This window comes from Embleya sp. NBC_00888 (assembly GCF_045207655.1).
Classification (GTDB): Bacteria; Actinomycetota; Actinomycetes; order Streptomycetales; family Streptomycetaceae; genus Embleya.
The window spans coordinates 7,459,160-7,478,173 of sequence record NZ_CP108784.1 but is presented as its reverse complement, the minus strand read 5'-3'; the positions used below and the strand labels follow the sequence as shown (position 1 = coordinate 7,478,173).

At 71.7% G+C, this 19,014-nt stretch carries 16 protein-coding genes; 7 read left to right on the top strand and 9 right to left on the bottom strand.

Annotated elements, in window-relative coordinates:
- Nucleotides 1-25: 25 nt before the first annotated feature.
- Both OG948_RS31870 and OG948_RS31865 read right to left on the bottom strand, forming a co-directional pair.
- On the bottom strand, nt 26-724 hold the full coding sequence (locus tag OG948_RS31870) for a hypothetical protein (protein ID WP_406299765.1): 699 nt from the start codon (nt 722-724) through the stop codon (nt 26-28).
- 154 nt (nt 725-878) lie between these two features.
- Complete coding sequence (locus OG948_RS31865) at nt 879-1,646, bottom strand: SDR family oxidoreductase (RefSeq protein ID WP_406299764.1); 768 nt, start codon at nt 1,644-1,646, stop codon at nt 879-881.
- A 186-nt stretch (nt 1,647-1,832) separates the two neighbouring features.
- Here OG948_RS31865 and OG948_RS31860 point away from each other — a divergent pair, with 186 nt between their 5' ends.
- Entirely contained in the window at nt 1,833-2,663 is an 831-nt protein-coding gene (locus OG948_RS31860; protein ID WP_406299763.1) for a helix-turn-helix transcriptional regulator, read from the top strand.
- 44 nt (nt 2,664-2,707) lie between these two features.
- Here the strand turns inward: OG948_RS31860 and OG948_RS31855 are convergent, their stop codons facing one another.
- The gene (locus OG948_RS31855) at nt 2,708-3,877 is read right to left on the bottom strand and encodes a winged helix DNA-binding domain-containing protein (RefSeq protein WP_406299762.1); all 1,170 of its coding nucleotides are present in this window, start codon (nt 3,875-3,877) and stop codon (nt 2,708-2,710) included.
- A gap of 151 nt (nt 3,878-4,028) precedes the next feature.
- Here OG948_RS31855 and OG948_RS31850 point away from each other — a divergent pair, with 151 nt between their 5' ends.
- Nucleotides 4,029-4,571: a hypothetical protein gene (locus OG948_RS31850; RefSeq protein ID WP_406299761.1), complete on the top strand. Its 543-nt coding sequence runs from the start codon at nt 4,029-4,031 to the stop codon at nt 4,569-4,571.
- On the opposite strand, the gene OG948_RS31845 is transcribed toward OG948_RS31850, so the two are convergent.
- From OG948_RS31845 to OG948_RS31830, 4 genes are all read right to left on the bottom strand, one after another.
- On the bottom strand, nt 4,508-5,857 hold the full coding sequence (locus OG948_RS31845; RefSeq protein WP_406299760.1) for an acyltransferase: 1,350 nt from the start codon (nt 5,855-5,857) through the stop codon (nt 4,508-4,510). The two genes, OG948_RS31850 and OG948_RS31845, sit on opposite strands and share 64 nt — an antisense overlap.
- Before the next feature lie 383 nt (nt 5,858-6,240).
- Nucleotides 6,241-7,290, bottom strand: coding sequence for a hypothetical protein (locus OG948_RS31840; protein WP_406299759.1), 1,050 nt, complete (start codon nt 7,288-7,290; stop codon nt 6,241-6,243).
- Complete coding sequence (locus tag OG948_RS31835; protein WP_406299758.1) at nt 7,287-8,981, bottom strand: prenyltransferase/squalene oxidase repeat-containing protein; 1,695 nt, start codon at nt 8,979-8,981, stop codon at nt 7,287-7,289. Before OG948_RS31835 ends, OG948_RS31840 begins: the two co-directional genes overlap by 4 nt.
- 276 nt (nt 8,982-9,257) lie before the next feature.
- Nucleotides 9,258-9,551 carry a YciI family protein gene (locus OG948_RS31830; protein WP_395865416.1) on the bottom strand — a complete coding sequence of 98 codons (294 nt, stop codon included), beginning with the start codon at nt 9,549-9,551 and terminating at the stop codon, nt 9,258-9,260.
- A gap of 340 nt (nt 9,552-9,891) precedes the next feature.
- Between OG948_RS31830 and OG948_RS31825 the strand changes: the two genes are divergently transcribed.
- From OG948_RS31825 to OG948_RS31815, 3 genes are all read left to right on the top strand, one after another.
- Nucleotides 9,892-10,158, top strand: a complete 267-nt coding sequence (locus OG948_RS31825; protein ID WP_406299757.1) for a hypothetical protein — start codon at nt 9,892-9,894, stop codon at nt 10,156-10,158.
- A 354-nt stretch (nt 10,159-10,512) separates the two neighbouring features.
- Nucleotides 10,513-10,992, top strand: a complete 480-nt coding sequence (locus tag OG948_RS31820; RefSeq protein ID WP_406299755.1) for a MarR family winged helix-turn-helix transcriptional regulator — start codon at nt 10,513-10,515, stop codon at nt 10,990-10,992.
- 179 nt (nt 10,993-11,171) lie between these two features.
- Complete coding sequence (locus OG948_RS31815) at nt 11,172-11,705, top strand: DinB family protein (RefSeq protein ID WP_406299753.1); 534 nt, start codon at nt 11,172-11,174, stop codon at nt 11,703-11,705.
- 457 nt (nt 11,706-12,162) lie between these two features.
- Here OG948_RS31815 and lipB read toward each other — a convergent pair whose 3' ends face one another.
- Nucleotides 12,163-12,834, bottom strand: a complete 672-nt coding sequence (gene lipB / locus OG948_RS31810; protein ID WP_406299752.1) for a lipoyl(octanoyl) transferase LipB — start codon at nt 12,832-12,834, stop codon at nt 12,163-12,165.
- A gap of 13 nt (nt 12,835-12,847) precedes the next feature.
- Nucleotides 12,848-13,552 carry a methyltransferase domain-containing protein gene (locus tag OG948_RS31805; protein WP_406299751.1) on the bottom strand — a complete coding sequence of 235 codons (705 nt, stop codon included), beginning with the start codon at nt 13,550-13,552 and terminating at the stop codon, nt 12,848-12,850.
- A gap of 264 nt (nt 13,553-13,816) precedes the next feature.
- Between OG948_RS31805 and OG948_RS31800 the strand changes: the two genes are divergently transcribed.
- Together OG948_RS31800 and OG948_RS31795 are read left to right on the top strand one after the other, a co-directional pair.
- The gene (locus OG948_RS31800; RefSeq protein ID WP_406299750.1) at nt 13,817-14,620 is read left to right on the top strand and encodes an enoyl-CoA hydratase; all 804 of its coding nucleotides are present in this window, start codon (nt 13,817-13,819) and stop codon (nt 14,618-14,620) included.
- A gap of 312 nt (nt 14,621-14,932) precedes the next feature.
- The gene (locus OG948_RS31795; RefSeq protein ID WP_406299749.1) at nt 14,933-18,550 is read left to right on the top strand and encodes an AAA family ATPase; all 3,618 of its coding nucleotides are present in this window, start codon (nt 14,933-14,935) and stop codon (nt 18,548-18,550) included.
- Nucleotides 18,551-19,014 lie beyond the last annotated feature (464 nt).

The following is a 19,014-nucleotide window of genomic DNA, read 5'->3' as shown; positions in this document are numbered from 1 at the left end:
AGGGAGGGGCGGGACGCGTCCCCACTCACTGGGGCGGCAGTGCGCGGACCACCTGCCCGAAGCGGGCGGACCCGGTCAGGGACGCGTGCTCGGGCCCCTGCCAATTGACCTCGAGTTCCTCCAGGATGCCCTCGTGCCACCAGAACATGCCGGTGGACAACGGCTGCTGATCCCGCGTCAGGCCCTGTGCGGTCTTCAGCACGAAGCCCGCCATGCCCAGCGTGCGCTGCGAGTTCAGCGGCAGCGCGAGCAGTCCGTTGTCGATCGGCGGGACCACCAGCGCGCCCGCGCGCAGCGGGTCGCCGAGCGCCTCGCCGAGCCGGAACAACTGCGCGGAGCCGGGCCAGCTCTGGCCGAGCAGCGAGTGCAGGGTCGTGCCGGTGGAGATCTCCATCGGCGTGCCGCTGAAGCTCTCCATCCGCAGGTTCGTCGCGGCCTGGAGCCAGACGTCCTCGACCGCCATCCCCCAGTGCTGCACCATCGGCGTCTCGATCGTGACGGCGGTGCCGTCGGGACCCTTGACGCACGCCACGGCGAAGATCTCGCCGCGATCGCCCAGCGGCCACACCACGCCCTGCGCGCCCAGGTTCGGACCGGGCCGGGCGATCATCAGCCGCAGGTCCTGCCGAATGCGATCCGGCGGCGCGCTCATCAGGACGCCGCGCACGTCCTGCCCCCAGGCGGCGTTCTGCTGGTTGCGGGACTGGCGACGAAACAGCGCCACGGAAGGCTCCTCGTACGGGGTGGCGGGCGGGCCTGACAAGTCATAGTCAACACCCCCCGGCCCGCGCAACATCACGCCGGACCGCCGGCGTCCGTACGACGGGCCGGGCCGGGGTCACCGCCCGTGTGCGCGGGCCCCGTCGACGCCGTCCGGCTCACGCCTGGCGGGTCGGCAGGATCACCATCTGGCGCAGGTTCACGTGTCGCGGCCGGGTCGCCACGTACGCCACCAGGTCGGCGACGTCGGTCGCGGCGAGGCTGCCGATCGTGTCGAACATGGCACCGAGTTGGCCGGCTTCGCCCAGCTCCGCGTTGTCGATGTGCGAGCCCAGCTCGGTGTCGGTCAGGCCCGGCTCGATGTTGGTGACCCGGACGTCGCGCGGGCCCAGTTCGCTGCGCAGGGACGCGGACAGGTGGGTCAGCGCGGCCTTGGTCGCGCCGTACACGGCGTAGTTCGGGAAGGTCACGTGTGCGCCGATCGAGGAGATGTCGACCAGGTCGGCGGTGCGTCCGTCGGCCGCGGCGGCCACCAGGTCGGCGGTGAACGCGCGGATGATCCGCAGCGCGCCGGTGACGTTGGTGTCGATCATCCGGGTCCACTCGTCGATCCGGCCGTCGTCGACCGGGTTGGGCAACATCACCCCGGCGGAGTTGACGACCAGGTCGACCCGGCCGAGTTCGGCGTGGATCCGCGCCGCGCCGGCGTCCACCGAAGCCTGGTCGGTGACGTCGACCGCGACGGCGAGCGCGGTGCCGCCGGCGGCGGTGATCTCGGCGGCCAGTTCCTTGAGCCGATCCTCGCGGCGGGCGAGCAGCGCGACATGCGCGCCGTGGGCGGCGAGCAGGCGCGCGGTCTCGGCGCCCATGCCGCTGGCGGCTCCGGTGACGACGGCGATCCGACCGGCGAGTGCGGTGTAGCTCATGGGAGGACTCCTGTGGAGACGGTGCGCGAAAACCAGGCGCGGAAGCGATGCGGGGAGACGATCCGGGGCGGGTACCCCGTCGACGGCACCCACATTGCCCACGTTCGGCGAGGGCACCCAGAGCTCACGTTTTCCTGGGTCTGCCCGTACCACCTTCGGGCGGTCCGCGGCGGCTAGAGTCCGGGCATGAGTGACGCGTCCTTCGAACAGCTTGGCGACTTCCTCCGTGCGTGTCGGGCCCGGGTCGGGCCCGAGGATGTCGGGCTGCCGGTGTTCGGTCGCAAGCGGCGCGTGGCCGGGTTGCGGCGCGAGGAGGTCGCGCAGCTCGCAGGGGTGAGCGTCGACTACTACGTGCGACTGGAGCAGGGCCGGGGGCAGCACGTCTCGGACGCCGTCCTGGACGCGATCGGGCGCGCGCTGCGGTTGGACCCCACCGAGTACGAGCACATGTGGGATCTGGCCAGGCCGACCCGGACGAGTGCTCGGCAGGTCGCGCCCTCGACGGCGCGGCCGGGCGTACAGGTGCTCCTGGACCGGATCGACGCGCCCGCGTTCGTCCTGGGCCGGTGCATGGACGTGCTGGCCTGGAATGCGTCCGCCGACGCGGTGATGGGGCTGAGCGCAATGGCACCGCACGAGCGCAACATGGCGCGGCACGCGTTCCTGTCCGATGACGCGGGTCGGTTCTACCCGGATTGGGAGCGGGTCGCCGCCGACACGGTCGCCTTCCTGCGTCTGGACGCCGCGCGCCACTCCCCGGATACGCGGATGGCCGCGCTCGTCGAGGAGTTGTCCGCCGGCAACCCGCGCTTTCGGCCGCTGTGGGACGCCCACCAGGTGGCCGAGAAGACGCACGGCACCAAGCGGCTACGCCCCGCCGACGGCAGCGTGCTGGACACCGCCTACGAAACGTTGTCCTTTCCGGGCGATCCGGATCTGCTCCTCGTCGTCTACACCACGGCCCCGCGGGTTCGGACCGCGCCCGCCGAGTTGTCCGCGACGGCCGCCCGGAACTGAGTGCCGCCCGGCCCCTAGGGCCCGCGCGCCCCGGCGGATCCGCCTCACTCGCTCAACTCCCGTTCCAGGGGGACCCTGAAGCGCGGTGTCACGCACGTCCCGGACAACCACGACGTGTGCCGGGCCGCCTCGGCCTCGATCGCCTCGACCGCCTCCGGCGGGAGGTCGACCAGCGCGCGCCAGACGACTTCACCGTCGGCTCGCGTGGCCCACCCGCCGACGACGCGTCCGTTCCACCACACGGTCGGGCCGATGTTGCCCATCCGGTCGAACAGCCGCTCGCGCAGTTCGGGGGTGATGTACCAGTCCCGTTCCTTCCAACCCATCGGCGTGGCGTCGAGCGCGGGCAACATCACCGCCCACGGCTCCGGCGTCGGGCCCGGCTCCTCGTCGCCGGGCAGCACGTACCCGACGCTTCCGTCGTCCAGGCGCACCTCCGTCGCGCGCACCGCGGCGAGCGCGTGTCGGGTGTCCGTGAGCGTCCATCCGGTCCACCACTTGAGGTCGTCCAGCGTCCCGGGGCCGAACGCGGCCAGCCATCCGCGCACCAGTTCGGCCTTGGCCTCGGTCTTGCCGATCTCCGGCAGCGGCGGCGCGATGGTGTACCGGAACCGGCTGGACAACCACGACCCCTGCGGCCTGGCCCGCACGATCCTGCCCTCGCAGGAGAGCGTGAACAGCAGCCGTGTGGACACCCCTTGGTTCGCCTCGTACGGCTTGCCGACCGCCACCCGGATCTGGGTGCGCAACAGCGGCACCACTTCGCCCAGTTGCATCGCGGTGGCCTCGCCCAACCCGGCGAGCGCGGCCACGGTGTCGGCCTCGACCTTGTCCAACCACGCCTCGTCGTAACCGCCGGACGCCAGGAACTGGAGCATCACCCGGCGCTGGGTGATCGCGACCGCGTCGGTGCTGGAGCGCTGGACCACGTGCACGATCTCGCGCGGGACCACGTAGACGGTGCGCCGCATGCCGGGCATCCGCACCAGCGTCCGGTCCTCGTACAGCGCGCGGTCCACCTCGGCCGACGACGGCTCGACCAGGCGCGCGCAGGTGGACACGTACACCGTCGCGGGGTCGGTGGCGTGCAGCAGGAGCACGGCGCGGGCCGCGTCCTCCGCCCTCGCGGCTCGCGCGCCGGGCGCCAGACGATGCCGAATACCCAAACGCGCTCGTCGTTCGTCGTCGGTGATCCGTGGCAGCGCAGAGGTCATGCGCCGACCATAGGGGTCCGAGACGACATGTGGCCGGGAATCATACGGCGCGGCGATTCGGGATCGCTTTACCGTGACGGGGTCGATACACGGAAGAATCGAGTATCGGGTTCCGCCCCGTACCACCGCACGTTTGCGTGAAGGAGTCACCATGCCCTCTGGGGGATCGTCCCGGTTCGATTGGCGTCGTATGACGCTCGCCCGTCGGGCGGCGAGCCCGGGTGGTCCGCGCCCCCCGAAACCCGGGAACGGGCTGGTGATCGGGGCGGTGATCATCGGGGCGATAGTGATCCTCGCGTGGTGGCTGCTCTCCTCCGACGGGAGCGACAACGGCAAGAAGTCCGCCTCGGCGACGGCGCTGCCCAACGCGTCCGGATCGGGGAACCCGTCCGCGAGCGGCAGTGGCACCGCGGTGCCCTCGCCCACCTCGACGGTCAAGCTGGCGGTCATCGCGCGCCAGGCGATCGGCCTGGAGATACGCGAGAAGCCGGGCAAGGGCAAGACCATCGCCGAGGTGAGCGCGGGCACCGAACTGACCGCCACCTGCCGGGCCAAGGGCTCGAACGTCTACGGCTGGCGCGGCGGCAAGAGCGATCAGTGGGTGCTGGTGACCACCGGACAGGGCACCGGCTACGCGCCCGAGGCCTGGTTGGAGACGACCGGCTCGGCGAAGGACCTGCTGCCCGTCTGCTGACCCGAGGGTGCCGGTACGGACCGCCGGATCCGGTGGGCCGGCCGCCGACCCCGCGCCCGCTCGCGGCCGATCAGCCACGGGCTCAGCGGGGTCCGCGAGACCAGCCAGGCGAATCCGGCGGATCCGATCGCGACCACGGCGACCAGCGCGGCGGTGTCGGCGGCGGGCGACCACGGCAACGCGGCGGCGAACCCGCTCAGTTCCAGCAGCCGCAGGATCATCGGGTGCACGAGGTAGACCCCGAAGGCCAGTTGCGCACCGAGCGCGGCGGCGGAGCGGCCCGGGAACGGGGTTCGGGCCCGCTCCCAGCGGGTGGCGACGGCGTACAGCGCGAGCACCGCGAACGGCCCCCACAGCAGGCTCACCGGCTGGGTGGCGATCGAGGCGGTCGCGGTGTCCCGACCCGCGGCCACGGTGTGTCGGTACCACGCGTAGGTCAGCGCGAGCATCGCGAGCGTGCCGACGCAAATGGTCCGGGTGTGTCCCAGGATCCACGCGTGGAAGGCGTCCAGGTGCACCGCGGCCAGCGCGCCGGCCATCACGAAGAAGCCGTAGGTGGGCAACAACATGCCGCCGTGCACGCGATACCACTCCAGCGGCCCGCTCAGCGGCGTCTCGTGGAACAGCACCACCAGCGCGGCGAGTTGCACCACGCCGGTGACCGCGAGCAGCACCACGTGCCGTCCCGCGCAGGCGCGGACCAGTTTGACGAACAGCGGCAGGAGCACGGCGATCTGGAGCGAGACGAGCAGGAAGTACAGGTGGTACCAGGATCCGCCCCAGACGATGCCGCCGCGCAGGTCGGTCAGCGCGCCGGGCAGGTCGTGCCGGATCCGTTCGTGGTCGCCCAGCACCCAGTAGGCGGTGGACCACAGCAGGTACGGGACGCCGAGCAGCTTGAACCGCTTGGTGAGGAAGGCGCCCACCCGCGGCGGGCGTCCGTAGACGCTGTGGAAGAGCACGAACGTGCTGACGAAGAAGAACACCGCGCGGGTCGAGTGCAGCACGAGCTGGGTGAACGCGGGGCCTTCGCCCGGGAAGGGGTACGTGACGCCGATGACGTGCACGACGATCACGCACAGGAAGGCGATGTCGCGCATCAGGTCGACCCGGTACAGGTGCGGCCGACGGCCGGCGGCGGCGCGCGGGCCGGTGCGGGACGACGGGGTCGGATCGGTCTGGCCCGGTGCCTGCTCGCGCCCCGGGCTCTCGGGCGCGCGCGCCGGCGCGGGAGCCGGGCGCACGTGCGCCGTGCGCTTGTCGTAGGTGCCGAAGGAGAGTGCCATCACCGGGCGCCTGCCCCGAAAACGGCGACCACCTCGCCGTCGGCCCGTCGTTTTCTCGGCGGTGCGACGAGGACGACGGGGGCGACGGGCGGTCGCACCGTCCGTATGGGGGTCGAGCCGGATCGAACCGCAGGACGCGGGGTGCCACAACGCGGAAAGTCCATGTAGGCAGCATGGACGCGCTTCATGAGTGAATGATTAAAGCCGTCCCGGAGCAGGATTGACGTTACGTCAGGTTCCGGCAAAGTCGGCCGGCGCGCCGAGGGGGCGCGCCGGCCGGTGGGAGAGGCGGTGGGTCGTGCGTGATCCGGGACGGGTGTCGGGTCGCGAGCCGGGACGGGTATCGGCTCGGTAGACGGGTCGCGGGCCGGATCGACCGTCCGCTATGTGCCGGATTGCGGGTCCGGGACGAAGACCGCGCGGTCCCGATGGAAGGTCATGGTGCCGGCCGTCGAGCCGTCCCAGCCCAAGCCGCCGGGTTCGTAGCGTTTGCTGACGGTGGCCCACCACAGGTTGGACGTCATGACGTGGCCGACCTCGTCGAGGTACGCCCGCATCCCCGGTTCGCCGCCGTGCGGGCCGGCCATGATCCGGTCGCGCAGGTCGAGGAACTTGCGTTCGGTGGCGTCTATCAATCCGCAGATCTTGTTCATCGCGCCTTCGAGGTCGAGCCCCTCCGCCTCGCCGAGGTAGTAGACCAGGTTCACCCGGTCGTCCATGACCAGTTCCTTGCGATACGAGACCAGGTCGTTGATCAGCGTGTACCCGTCGATCGCGGTGTCGTGGATGGCCACCATGTCGGCGGTACGGAACGCCTCCTGGGACAGCGCCACGCCCGGAACGCCCTCCTCGGCGAAGCCGAACAGCCAGCGCACGCCCAGGCTGTGCCGGCGGTCGTCCATGTAGGTGTCGTAGTCCGATATCCCGGCGTCGCGCCAGCTCTCCAGTTCGGTGGTGAAACCGTGGGCGAAGTCCTCCATGTAGGACACGAAGCGGATCCAGCGCGCGGGCGGCATGCGCTCGCGCAGCCAGGAGAAGTCCTCGCGCAGGGGGGTCGAGCCGTCCCCCCAGCCGAGCAGATCGGACATGAATCGACCGAACACGTTGCGGGTGGCGAACGAACTGCCGCCCAGTCCCGCCTTGTCGACCAGGCTGTTCTCGATGCCGATCAGGTAGTTCATCACCTTGGCCGTGGTCAACGCGAGTTCGTAGTCCGCGTGCGGAACGGACAGCGAGACCAGCAGCGTGCCGTCCACGTTCTTGTCGATCCGAGCCGCGTCGCCGGCGTACGCGAAGCCCAGGTGACGGTGCGCCCACCAGCGGGATTCGCGCATCAGGCGATCGGTCTCGGGATGAAACGTCATCGGCAACAGGTTCGCGAGCTTCGGCAGGTGGAAGCTGATCGGGAGGTCGACGACGGTGGGAGTGCTCACGCCGGGCTCCTTTCGCCGGTCTGCGTCGGATGGTTCCTGCCCCCACGCGTTCCGGCGGTGCCGGACACCGGGGCGCGCAGAGGTGCGAGGTGCGCCGCCGAGGCGCCCGGGCCGGGTGGCGCACTTGGACGGCGGTGCGATCGGACGGCCAGTCGATTGCCGAGATGGCCGAGGGCCAGCAGGGAGAAGTGGTCGGCCAGGCACGGGATCACGTACAGGAACGGTCTGGTGCCGAGCATGTCCGGTACGGACTCGATGCCGCCGTCGGCGCGTTGGGCCCGCAGCAGGTGTTCGATGCCGCGCGCGACCGGGCGCGGGTCGTTCTGTCGGCACAGCGCGATCAGGGCGTACGCGGTACTGATCGCATCGCTGGGGTCGCCGGGTTGCTGGCCCCAGCCGCCGTCCGGGTTCTGCCCCTCGCGCACCGCGGTCAGGGCCCGCTTGACGGTGGCCCGGTAGGCGTCGGGCCCGAACGCGTCGGTGGCCAGCAGGGCGCGGAAGATCGCGTGGTAGCGGCTGCGGCTCCAGTCCGGATCGAACGTACCGTCCGGGTGCTGGGCACCGGCCAGGAACCGGCGTGCGGCGGTGATGCGTTCCACGTGCCGCGGCGTACGCACACTGAGCGCGTTGACGGCGGCGGCGGTCATGCACGCCTCGGACGGCGCGCCCGCGATGTAGGTGGGGAACCCGCCGTCGGGGGCCTGGTAGGACCATAACGTGCGTAAGCCGAAGTCGATGCTGCGCCGGTAACGCACCGGGTCGGTGGCGTGCAGGAACTCGATCGCCACCGACGTGTCGTCCACGTCGGCGAGCGCCGCCGCGTCGGTGTACGACCAGCCGCCGTCCGCGCGTTGGCCGGCCGCGAGGTAATCGGCGATCCGCCGACGGACCTCGTACGGGGCACCGGACGCGTCCAACGCGACGCCCGCGGTGACCGCGCACCACGTGTCGGTGTCGGTCACGAACGGGACGCCGCCGTCGGCGCGTTGGTGGGCCAGCACCTTGGCCACGCCGTTGACGATCAGGCCGTCCAGGTACGGCCGGTCGGCGAGCGCGTGCAGCACCAACAGGTGTACGAGGAGGTTGCCCTCCCAGATTCCCGACGCCCGCTGGGTATCCAGGAGCAGGCGCAGGTCGGCCGGATCGATCTCGTCGGCGTGACCGGTGAGGTCGGCGAGCGCGACCTTGAGCGCGACGGTCTGCACGTGCGCCCACGGGTGCAGGTTGCCGGTGTCGAACGCGTCCGGGTCGAACGGCCGGCGGGCGGCACGGCGCGGCGGGCCGAGCAGCGCGAGGACGGTCTCCAGCATGACCCGCTTGCGGGCGTTCAGAAACGCCGGCGCGCGCTGGAGGAACCGGTCGAGCAGGTCGCCCGCGGCGTGCTCCACGGTCTCGCCGGAGTGGCGTAAAGCGATCGTCGCGAGCAACCGGTCCAGCGGTTCGACACTGTCGAGGCGATCGGCCAGGAACCCGGCGACCCGGCGGTGGTGATCGGCCTCGAGACCGGCCCGCTCCAGCAGCCGCAACAGCAGGGCCGACTCGAGCACGCGACTGTGGCACGGGCCGCGGACGGCTCCGTCGGGACGAACCGAATCGGCGACCCGCCGACGCAGCCGGGCGGTCGCCACGGGCAGTTCGGGCGCGAACATTTCCGCAGGCCACGGCAGCATCCGGGTATCTCGCACGCGCATCGGTCAGCGCCTCCCCCACACGTCCTGTCGCAAGCTGTACCGTCGTATCCGGTGTCGCCGGGTATGGCGCCGAGCGGGGAATGGGTGCTGCGGTTGGGGTACCCGGCGTGCGATGCACGCCCCGGCAGGTGAGCGACCCCCATCGCCCGGACCGGGTCTGTTCCCAACACGAAATCACCCGAAGGCGTGAATGCGGAAGCCTGTACTCGTTTGTTGTCTGAATTGGTGAGTAATCGCCATCAAATGTGCTGGAAATGAACGGCTATTGACGGCACTTCAGACCGTCGGGAGCAACCCTTCCAGTCCGGGAGCGGTCCTGGTGGGTGCGAATTCGACAACGTCGTACGTTGCCACGCCCTCGCGCCGGAACGGGTCTTCCGCGAGCACGGCGTCCAGCGCGGCCCGGTCGCCGGCGTGCGCCAGGATCACCCCGCCGGTACGGGGGACGCGGCGGCCGGAGGCGAGGAGGGTGCCGGCGGCGTAGTGCCGGTCGAGCCATTCGAGGTGGCCGGGCATGAGTGCGTCGACGTCCTCGATGGGGGCCACGTAAGTCAGCGTGATCACGAACATGGCTCGATCGTAGGGCGTGCCGGGGGTCGGGGGTGGAGGGTTGTGGTCACCGGGCCGACGGGGCTGGTCAGGGGTGGTCCGAGGCGGTCGGGACTGGTCGGGATCGGTCTTGGCACGGCGCGGGGGCGGGTCTGGCGTTGGATCTGGGGGGTTGGATCTGGGGGGTTGGATCTGGGGGGGTTGGGTCCGGGCGTCGGACTCGGGGATCGGGTTCGGGGGCGGGTCTGGCCGATCGGAGCGACGAAGGTAGCGGTCGAGGGTTGAGGGTCTCGACTTTGGTCGGCGGAATATGACCGCTTGGCCGTGTCGAAGGTCAATTGCTGTCTGTAGATTGACGAATATGCGAAAGATCCTCGACATATTCGGATTGCTCCTGGTTCTCCAGGGCGTCGGGGGCATGATCCACCATTTCTTCGGCTGGTTCCGTCTGTGGACACTGCTCACCCGGCAGTCCTTTCTGCACGGGCACGAGGTGGCCGCGAGCATCGCCCTGATCGTCCTCGGCTTCGCGGTGTGGATCGTCGCCGAGAAGGTTTTGCCCACCGAGAAGGAGAAGAACAAAAGGCGCTCGATATCCGGAGCGCAAGCCGAGCAAGACAAGCGATAGCCGACCGGCGGGCTCGGGCGGCGCCGGGCCCGTTTCGTGGAGCCGTTTCGTTGGGCCGGTTTCGTGGAGCCGGTTTCGTGAGGTCCGTTTCATTAGTCGGTTTATCGACCTGAGCGCGGGTCGGGATTTCGGGATTCGACCACCACCGCTCGCCGGGCCTACCCGGCCCGATCGGCAGCGAGGTCGAGTGCGCGGTCGCGGTCGCGGCTTCGGCTTCGGCTTCGGCTTCGGCTTCGGCTTCGGGCGAGCACACACGTGGTTCTACGGATTCGGTCCTCTCCCATGCGGCCTAGCCTGAAGATCACCACCGGATGATCAGCACGATGATCGTCAACGGCCGGAAGGGAGCCTCCGATGACCACCGAAGCCACGACCACGACCGCCACGGACGCCGAACTCGCCACGCAGCCCGTCGGCTACTGGACCGGTCTCGCGCACCGCGAGGTCATTGCCTACATTCGCGGCCGGCAGGCGGAGCTCGGCATCACCCAGCCGCAGTTCTGGCTGTTGCGTCACCTCTCCACCGACGACCTCTCGGTCGACGGCGAACCCCGATCCGTGGCCGAACTCACCGAGGCGATGAGCGAATACCTGCTCCCCGAGGATCGGCTCGGCCCCGAGTCGGCCGCGCTGGTCGACCGGGGTTGGCTCGCCGAAACGCCTGATCGCCGACTGCGGATCACCGCCGAGGGCGAAGCGGCCCGGCTGCGGGTGAAGGCCATCGCCCCCTCCGTTCGCGCTCACCTCCACGACGGCATCTCCGACACCGACTACGCCACCACCGTGCGCGTCCTGCAACGCATGATCACGAACGCCACCGCCGCCGAGCACTGAGCCTGCGGTCGGGGCCCGGTTTCGGGGCCCGGTTTCGGGGGCCGGCATCCGGGGCGCCGGCGCCCGGGCCCGGCGTCCGAGGCGCGCCGGTGTCGGGGCCCGATGCCGGGAAGCCGATGTCGGGGGCTTCGAGCGGAAATGCCTTGTTGGGGCGGGGTCGAGTGGGCCATTCTCGGCGCATGATCACTCCCGAGACCAAGAGCTGGACATGGGTCCTGGACACGGCGTGTCCCGACTGTGGGCTGGACACCCCGGCCGTCCCGCATACCCGGATTCCCGCGATGACCCGCGCGAACGCCGCCGCGTGGCACGAGTTGCTCGTCTCCGGCGGCGATGAGCTGCGCATCCGGCCGAACCCGGAGACCTGGTCCCCGACCGAGTACGCGTGCCATGTGCGCGACGTGTTCGTCCTGTTCGACGAGCGGCTGCGGCTGATGCTGACCCAGGACGCCCCGGACTTCGCCAACTGGGACCAGGACGCGACGGCGATCGAGTCCCGCTACGCCGAACAGGACCCGGTACGGGTCGCCGCCGACCTCGCGGCGGCGGGCGCCGAACTCGCCGACCACTTCGCGGCGGTGACCGAGGACCAGTGGGCGCGTACCGGCAACCGCAGCGACGGCACGGTCTTCACCGTCGAGTCCTTCGCGCGCTATTTCATCCACGACCCGGTCCACCACCTCTGGGACGTCACCGGCCTCCGCGCGGCTTGACCCCGCTCCGGCCGCCGACCGTCGACCGCCGACAACCCCGGCCGACACGGCGGCCCCGGCCCTACCCGATCGGGCACGAAACGATCCGAGGCGCACACCAGGCCACCCGCCGGCCGGACGGCCTGGTGCGCCTGGGTGCGCCTCGGTGCGCCGAGAACCGTGGCGGCTACGCACGCACTGTCTGTCACGTCTTCCCACCTCACCGGGAGACGCGACGCGCTGCCGGACGTACCCGATGCGCTCCAGTGCGGCACCAGGCCATGTCCGGCGGATCCTGGTGGATCGGGCCGCGTCGTGAGCGCAGCGAGGAGCCCGAAGGGGGGATGCCGTGCGTCGGCGTGCCCGAGAAGCAGCCGCATAGCGGTTCCATTCGGGCTGTTTCTCCGGTGCGGCGAGGCACGGTGCCGGGCGGCGTGGACCCACCAGGATCCGCCGGGCGCGGCACTGGCACTGGCGTCTAGCGGCGGGTGAGTTGCTCGGTGAGGGCCGTCGCCACCGCGTCGCGGACGACGGCTTCGGTGGGGGTCGCGCGGCCGGTCTCGGCGGCGAGTTCGGCGAGTGAGGTCATCGTCGTGTCCGGGAGGGCGCAGGCGGTGAAGGTGGTGAACGCGCTCAGGTCGGGGTCGATGTTGAGCGCGAAGCCGTGGCTGCTGACGCCTCGTCGTATCCGCATGCCGATGGACGCGAGCTTGCGGTGGTCGGGCGTCCAGATGCCGACCAGGCTCGGTGCGCCCGTGGGGGTCTCCCGCCGGATCGCCGGGAAGCCGAGCGTGTCCAGCGCGGCGAGCAGGCCGTCCTCCACCCGGCGGACCAGGTCGCCGGGGCCGAGCGCCCGTACGTTCACGATCAGGTAGCCGATCAGTTGACCCGGCCCGTGATAGGTCGCGTGGCCACCGCGATCCACCTCGACCAGCGGGATCGGCGACGCCGGATCCGGGAGGTCGGCGAGCGGCGTGCGCGCGCTGTACGTGATCACCGGTGGGTGGGTGAGCAGGAACAGCCGGTCGGGCGCGAGATCCTGTTGCCGCTCGGCGACCCACCGCGCCATGTCGGCCTGCGCCGCCGGATACGTCACCGCTCCCAGGTCGACCCGCACCGGCGCGCCGGGATTCGCGGTCTGCTCGCGCACTCGCCCGCTCCCCCTACCCGACCGGCAGGCCGTCGGCGCGACGCCAGCGCATCGCGGTGGCGAAGGACAGGTCCACGAATTCGGCGTCCGGGAAGACCTCGGCGTAGCGGGCCCGGTACTGCGCGCGGGTCAGATAGTGGTCGGACATCAGGTGGTCCAGCCACGCCGCGCCGGTACGGAAGCGGTACAGCCACCACGCGTCCCGGATCCGCAGCCGGCGCACGTCACGACCCAGTTCACGGGCGGCGCACACGATGTACTGCCGGCGCGTCGCGGCGGGCACGGTGGCCACGTTGTCGACCAGCACGATCTCGCCGCCGGGTCGGACCAGCGACTTCAGGTGTGCCAAGGCCGCGCCCAGGTCCGGGAGGTGGTGCAGCGTGCCCATGCTCAGCACCAGGTCGAAGCCCTTGGCGTCGTGTACGTCGGTGAGCGAGGCGACCTCGTAGCGCACCCGCTCGTGCGGGCGTCGTACCCGCGCGACCTCGATCAGCGGCGCGCTCACGTCCGCGGCCAGCACCTCGATGTAGGAGCCGGCCAGGGCGAGCGCGTGGCGGCCGGAGCCGCACCCCGCGTCCAGCGCTCGGTCGCCGGTCAGTTCGAGGTCGGCGAGCCACTCGCCGAGGGGGTCGCACAGTCCCGCATAGCGGTCGTAGTCGCCCGCGAAGGCGTCGAAGAGTTCCGGGGCGACCTTGAGCGGTTTCGTTGACTTGGTCAAGAATGGCTTGCGTGTCCCGAACCACGTGCGGGTCCCGAACCAAGTGCGCGCCGCGGACCAGGCACGCGCCCCGAACCACCGACGCGGCACCGAACGTTCCCCGTCGGCCGGCGCGCGGCCGGTCGCCCGACCGACCATTGGGCGATTCGTCCCGATTCTCGGTGCCGGGACCGGATTCGCGTTCTTCGGTCCCCCGGTCGCCCGGTCCGACACCGTGCGACTCGAAGCCCTTCGCCCCTCAATCATGCCGAGGATGACGCCCCCATGTCCTTCGTACTCGTCGACAAACCCCGCCCCCATGTCACGCTCATCACCCTCAATCGTCCGGACCGCATGAACGCCATGGCCTTCGACGTCATGGTCCCCTTTCGCGAGGCTCTGGAAGCCGTGAGCGCGGACAACGATACGCGTGTCGTCATATTGACAGGTGCCGGGAGTGGATTCTGCTCCGGTGCGGATCTGGAGAATTCCGGTCGGATCCCCGGCATCAAGGGCCTGACCCGAACCAGCATCGCCCGCCGATCGATGGAGATCCTGGACGACGTGATCCTGGGGCTGCGCCGGATGCACCAACCGGTGATCGGCGCGATCAACGGCCCGGCGATCGGCGGCGGCTTCTGCCTCGCCACCGCCACCGACATCCGAATCGCCGCCGACACGGCGTACTTCCGGGCCGCCGGCATCAACAACGGGCTCACCGCGAGCGAGCTCGGAATCAGCTATTTGCTCCCCCGGGCGATCGGGTCGTCTCGGGCATTCGAGATCATGTTGTCCGGGCGGGACGTGGACGCGACCGAGGCCGAGCGGATCGGACTGGTGTCGCGCGTGGTGTCGGGCGAGAAGTTGCTCGACAACGCGTACGAACTCGCCGAGCGGATCATCGGGTTCAGTCGAGTGGGGGTGGAAGTGACCAAACGGTTGCTGTGGTCCGGCATGGAGGCCGGCAGCATGCACTCGCACATGGACCACGAGGGGCACGCCCAGTTGTATGTGCGACTGACGACGGAGAACTTCGAGGAGGCCATTCGGGCCCGCAAGGACAAGCGGCGACCGGAGTACAAGGACTGACGGACTTTCGGACGGATCCACGGACCTACGGACCCACGGGGCTACCGGCCTTCGGAGCTTTGGAGCGTTGGAGTCACGAAGCTTCAACCGAAAGACTGACGGATATTCAGCCGGATGCCGGCGTGATGTCGACGCGATGTCGGTGTCACATGTCCGTAATTACTTGGTCCGGACTTCACACGTTGAGTGAATGTTGAACATGTGTTGACCGGGAACGGGCAAGCTCAGGCTCATAGTGCGGCGGTCCGGCCGGATCCGGCGGGGCCGCCGGCCACACCACGGGGGTGTGAGCGAGATGCGAGGAGAGTTTCCGTGCTGCACGGAAGGAACGACGAACTGGCCGCCGTCACGGCACTGCTGCAACGCACGTGCGCCGGTGACGGCGGAGCGGTCGTGCTGCGTGGGGCCGCGGGGGCGGGCAAGACGACGCTCCTGGCGGAGGCGGTGTGGGAGGCGAAGGGCATGACCGTCCTGCGGACGGCCGGCCCGCGCGGAGGCGGTGCGCTCCCCTACACGGCGCTGCGCCAACTGCTCGCGACGCTGCACCCCCGGATCGGCCGCCTGCCGCACACCCGGGCCCAGGCGCTGCGCATCGCGCTCGGCCTGGCCCCCGGCGCGGCGGACCGAGGCGTGGTCGCCGCGGCGGCCTGCTCCCTCGTCGTGATCGCCGCCCGGGAACAGCCGGTCCTGGTCCTCGTGGACGACGCCCACTGGCTCGACGCGGCCTCGGCGGCGGTCGTCTCCTACATCGCGGGCCGCGCCGAGGGCCTCCCGATCGCGGTCCTGCGCGCGACACGGGAACGCGTCGACGCGTCCGCGGACGGGGGGACTTCGGCGTCGGAGGCCGGAACGGGCTTGGCGGGCACGGGTGGTGTGGGCGGCGCGGGCAGGGTGGCCGGGGCTGCGGGGGCGGAACCCGCGGATGTGGCTGCGGCTCCGGCTGCGGCTGTTGCCGTCGCGTCGGTCGACGACGAAGCGAGCGTGGTGGCGGCGAATGTGTCGGTCCACGGCGACGCATCCGTGGCGCACCGGACCGAGCGGCCGGCCTCGGCGGGCGTGTTCGAAGACGGCGCGGCGGCGCAAGCCGCCGGTTCCTCCATCGACCTGTCGTCGAACACCACGGCCGACGCCGACTCGACCACGAACGGGCGGGGTCGTCATGGCGACCTCCGGCCCGACGCCACGAACCGGGCCGCGGCGGAGGCCGCCCGGTTCGACACGTCGGCCCAGGACGCTGCCCGAGTCGCCCACGTCGGCGGCGACTTCGGTACGCCCGCCACGCACGCCGGCACAACGAAGGCCGTCCGGGGCCAAAACCGCACCTCCTCGGCCGAGGCGGGCCGTCACGAATCCGACCCGCCGTCCACCGCGACGGGCCGCGCGCACGGGCACGGGCACGAGCGCGTCGAAAGCGCCCACACCGACGTGAGCTTCGGCGCGCCCGCCGCGCACGAGCCGGTGGCACGAACCGGGCCAGGCGCGGGGGCCGGGGCCCAGGCCGACGAGAGCTTCGGCGCGCCCGCCGCGCACGGGCCGGCGGCGCGGACCGGGCGAGATGTGGGAGTCGGCGAAGGCATCGGCGAGTTCGTCCGCGAGGCGTACCCGGCGTCGGCGGCCGAGCGTGACGCGTGGTCGGCGCGGGCGGGTCTCGGCGATGCCGACGCGGGTGTGAGCTACGCGCGATGCACACCGGCTGCCGGCGACCACACGAAGCCCGAATATGCGTGCGACGAACGTGAGTTCGACAACCTTGACGAAACGGCGGCCACTGAGCGCGCATCAGCGCACGCGGACGCCTTCGACGTCGGACCGGGACGCTCCCGGGGCACCACCACCTCGGCATCGGCTCGCCCGGACCGGATGGCCGGAGCCCACGACGACACCGGTCGCCCGGGAGTCTTCGACATCGCGGCGGACGACCCCCGACACGCCGCCTCCGAGACGGGCTCGGCAACCGAATTCCACCGTGCCGGCGAGCGGACCGAGACATCGGGCGCTGCCGGTGTTCGCGGACGCAGCACAGGCTTCGGGTCGGATGAGCGGCCGGAACACGCCGGCGACTTCGGTGACCGCAGGTCGGGTGTCGCGGATCAACCGGCGGCCGAGGACTTCCGGAACGCCGACGCGCGAGAGAGCCGGGCCGGCGCGCGGGTGGCCTCCGAGCCCGTGGCCGAGGAAGGTCGGCGCGCGAGGGCGTATGGGCGGACCGCCGGGACGGATGTTCTGTGGGGTGAAGGGCCCGGCGCGGAGGCGACGGGCGCGGACCGGCGTGGCGAGGCCGAGCGGACCGCTCACTCGTCGGGCGTCGGGCGGGGCGAGGATCGCGCGGTGACCGGTGCGTCGGCCGGGGCCACCGGTCGAGCCGGCGGGCGGGGCGCCGCCGCGTCGGGTGAACGCCGGACGGGTACGGGTGCCGCCGTCGCGGGTGGGGACGTACCGTTCGCGGCGTTGCCGGAGGACGCTCGCCGGCTGCTCGCGTTGGCCGCACTCGAACCTGCCGCCGACCTGGACCAGTTGGCCGTCGCCGGACGCCGGGTCGGCATCGGTCGTGGTGCCCGGCTCGCGGTGTTGCGGGCCGGTCTCGTCGACACCGCCGAACACCGGGTGCGGTTCCGGGACGCGTCGGCTCGCGAGGAGGTACGCCGCTCGCTCACCTCCGCGGAGCGCCGCTCGCTTCACGGAGCACTGGTCTACGCCGCGAGCGGTGCTCTCGCCTACCGGCGACCGTGGCACCTGGCCGCGCTCGCCACCGGGCCCGACGCCGAACTCGCCGCCGCGCTCGAGGCCGGGGCCGGCCGCACCCGCCGCGAACTCGGCGCGGGCGCCGCCGCCGCGACCTGGGAGCAGGCCGCCCGGCTCACCGCCGACCGCCCGGCGGCCCGCCGCCGCTACGTCGCCGCCGCGTACGCCGCGTGGGAGGCCGGCTTCCCGACCCGCGCCCGCACCCTGCTCGACACCGCCGACGCCGCCGACCTGGACGGCGTCGCCGACGAAGGCACCTCGGCCCACTCCTCCGGGACCGCGATCCGCCTCCGCGCCGCCCTACGGCACGCGGAAGGGCACCGCTCCGAAGCGGGAGCACTGCTCTTGGATGCCGCCCACGGCCGCGCCGCGCTCCTGCTCGCCGCGACCGGCGCCGCGTGGGAGGCCGGCGACCGCGCCCGTACCACCCAGGCCCGCACCGCCCTGGCCGCTCTCCCCCTGGCCGCCGACGACCCGCTGCGCACCGTCGTGGCCGCACTGGGCGCCGACGGCGTCTCGCCCGCGATGGTGGCGCCGGCCACCCGGGCCCGGCTGTACGGCCTGGGCATCGCGCTGTGGGAGGTCACCCCGCTGGCGGTGCACGCGGCGGCGACCGACCAGGCCGCGTACGACGTCCTGCTCGACGAGGCCGCGGTGCTTCGCACACACGGCGCCCGAGGAGCCCTCGCCGCGGCCCTGATGCCACTCGCGGTCGCCGGCGCGCTGTCCGGACGGGCCGTCGAGGCCGAGACGCACGCCGCCGAGGGTCTGCGCCTGGCCCGCGCCACGGGACAGGGCACGCTGGCCGCCTGGTTCCTGGCCGCGCTCTCGATGGCCGCGACCACCCAGGGCCGGATCGCCGAAGCCCGCGACGGCGCCTGGCAGGCCCTGCGCCTGACCGGCACCAAGGGCCTCACCCCGGTCGGCGCCTACGCCCTGTACGCACTCGCGGTCGTCGAACGCGCCGAGGGCCGCACCGAAGCCGCCTGCGAACTCCTCGCCAAGGCGCTGGCCGCCCCGGCCGGCGCCCTGATGGAGGTACGCATCCGCGCCGAACTCGCCACCGCCGGCCCCAACCGCTCCGGCCTCGCCGCCCTCCCCCCACGCCCCACCCACCCCCAACTCCCCACCCTGGCCCTGACCGGCCGCATCACCCGAACCCCCCAACTAGCCGCCGGCACCGCCTGAACCCCACCCGAGCACCGCACCACTCACGGCATCGGCACATCGCGCCCCGCCGATTCCGTCCCGCGCCGGCTCCCGCCCCCGACGACCGGAACGGCCACGCAACGCCCCCAGCCACCGGCGAGCGCACCCAACCGGCGATCGCCGACACCTCCATCAGGCTGAACACGGCAACGACCTCAACGCATCACGCCCGACCGGCCCTACACATCCACACCCATCCCAGCAGCCGGCTACACCCCGGCAGACCGGCCAACCGCGCAACCCACACGGCAGCGCAACCGGCATCACGCCCCGCCGACTCCCCTACCGCGCCGGTCCGTCCATTCCCGCCGACCGGAACGAGCACGCGACGCACCCGGCCACCGAGCAGCGCACCCGATCGGCGAGACGACGTGCTCATCACGCCCAACCGCACGCTCGCGCCCACGCACCCGCGCCGATCACCCCCCACGCCCACCCCGGCG

Bases quoted from the DNA above. Each gene is read 5' to 3' on its own strand.
- OG948_RS31845 (WP_406299760.1), bottom strand. From the start codon at position 5,857: ATGGCACTCTCCTTCGGCACCTACGACAAGCGCACGGCGCACGTGCGC.
- OG948_RS31860 (WP_406299763.1), top strand. From the start codon at position 1,833: ATGAGTGACGCGTCCTTCGAACAGCTTGGCGACTTCCTCCGTGCGTGT.
- OG948_RS31815 (WP_406299753.1), top strand. From the start codon at position 11,172: ATGATCACTCCCGAGACCAAGAGCTGGACATGGGTCCTGGACACGGCG.
- OG948_RS31835 (WP_406299758.1), bottom strand. From the start codon at position 8,981: ATGCGCGTGCGAGATACCCGGATGCTGCCGTGGCCTGCGGAAATGTTC.
- OG948_RS31865 (WP_406299764.1), bottom strand. From the start codon at position 1,646: ATGAGCTACACCGCACTCGCCGGTCGGATCGCCGTCGTCACCGGAGCC.
- OG948_RS31800 (WP_406299750.1), top strand. From the start codon at position 13,817: ATGTCCTTCGTACTCGTCGACAAACCCCGCCCCCATGTCACGCTCATC.
- OG948_RS31830 (WP_395865416.1), bottom strand. From the start codon at position 9,551: ATGTTCGTGATCACGCTGACTTACGTGGCCCCCATCGAGGACGTCGAC.
- OG948_RS31820 (WP_406299755.1), top strand. From the start codon at position 10,513: ATGACCACCGAAGCCACGACCACGACCGCCACGGACGCCGAACTCGCC.
- OG948_RS31850 (WP_406299761.1), top strand. From the start codon at position 4,029: ATGCCCTCTGGGGGATCGTCCCGGTTCGATTGGCGTCGTATGACGCTC.
- OG948_RS31855 (WP_406299762.1), bottom strand. From the start codon at position 3,877: ATGACCTCTGCGCTGCCACGGATCACCGACGACGAACGACGAGCGCGT.
- OG948_RS31825 (WP_406299757.1), top strand. From the start codon at position 9,892: ATGCGAAAGATCCTCGACATATTCGGATTGCTCCTGGTTCTCCAGGGC.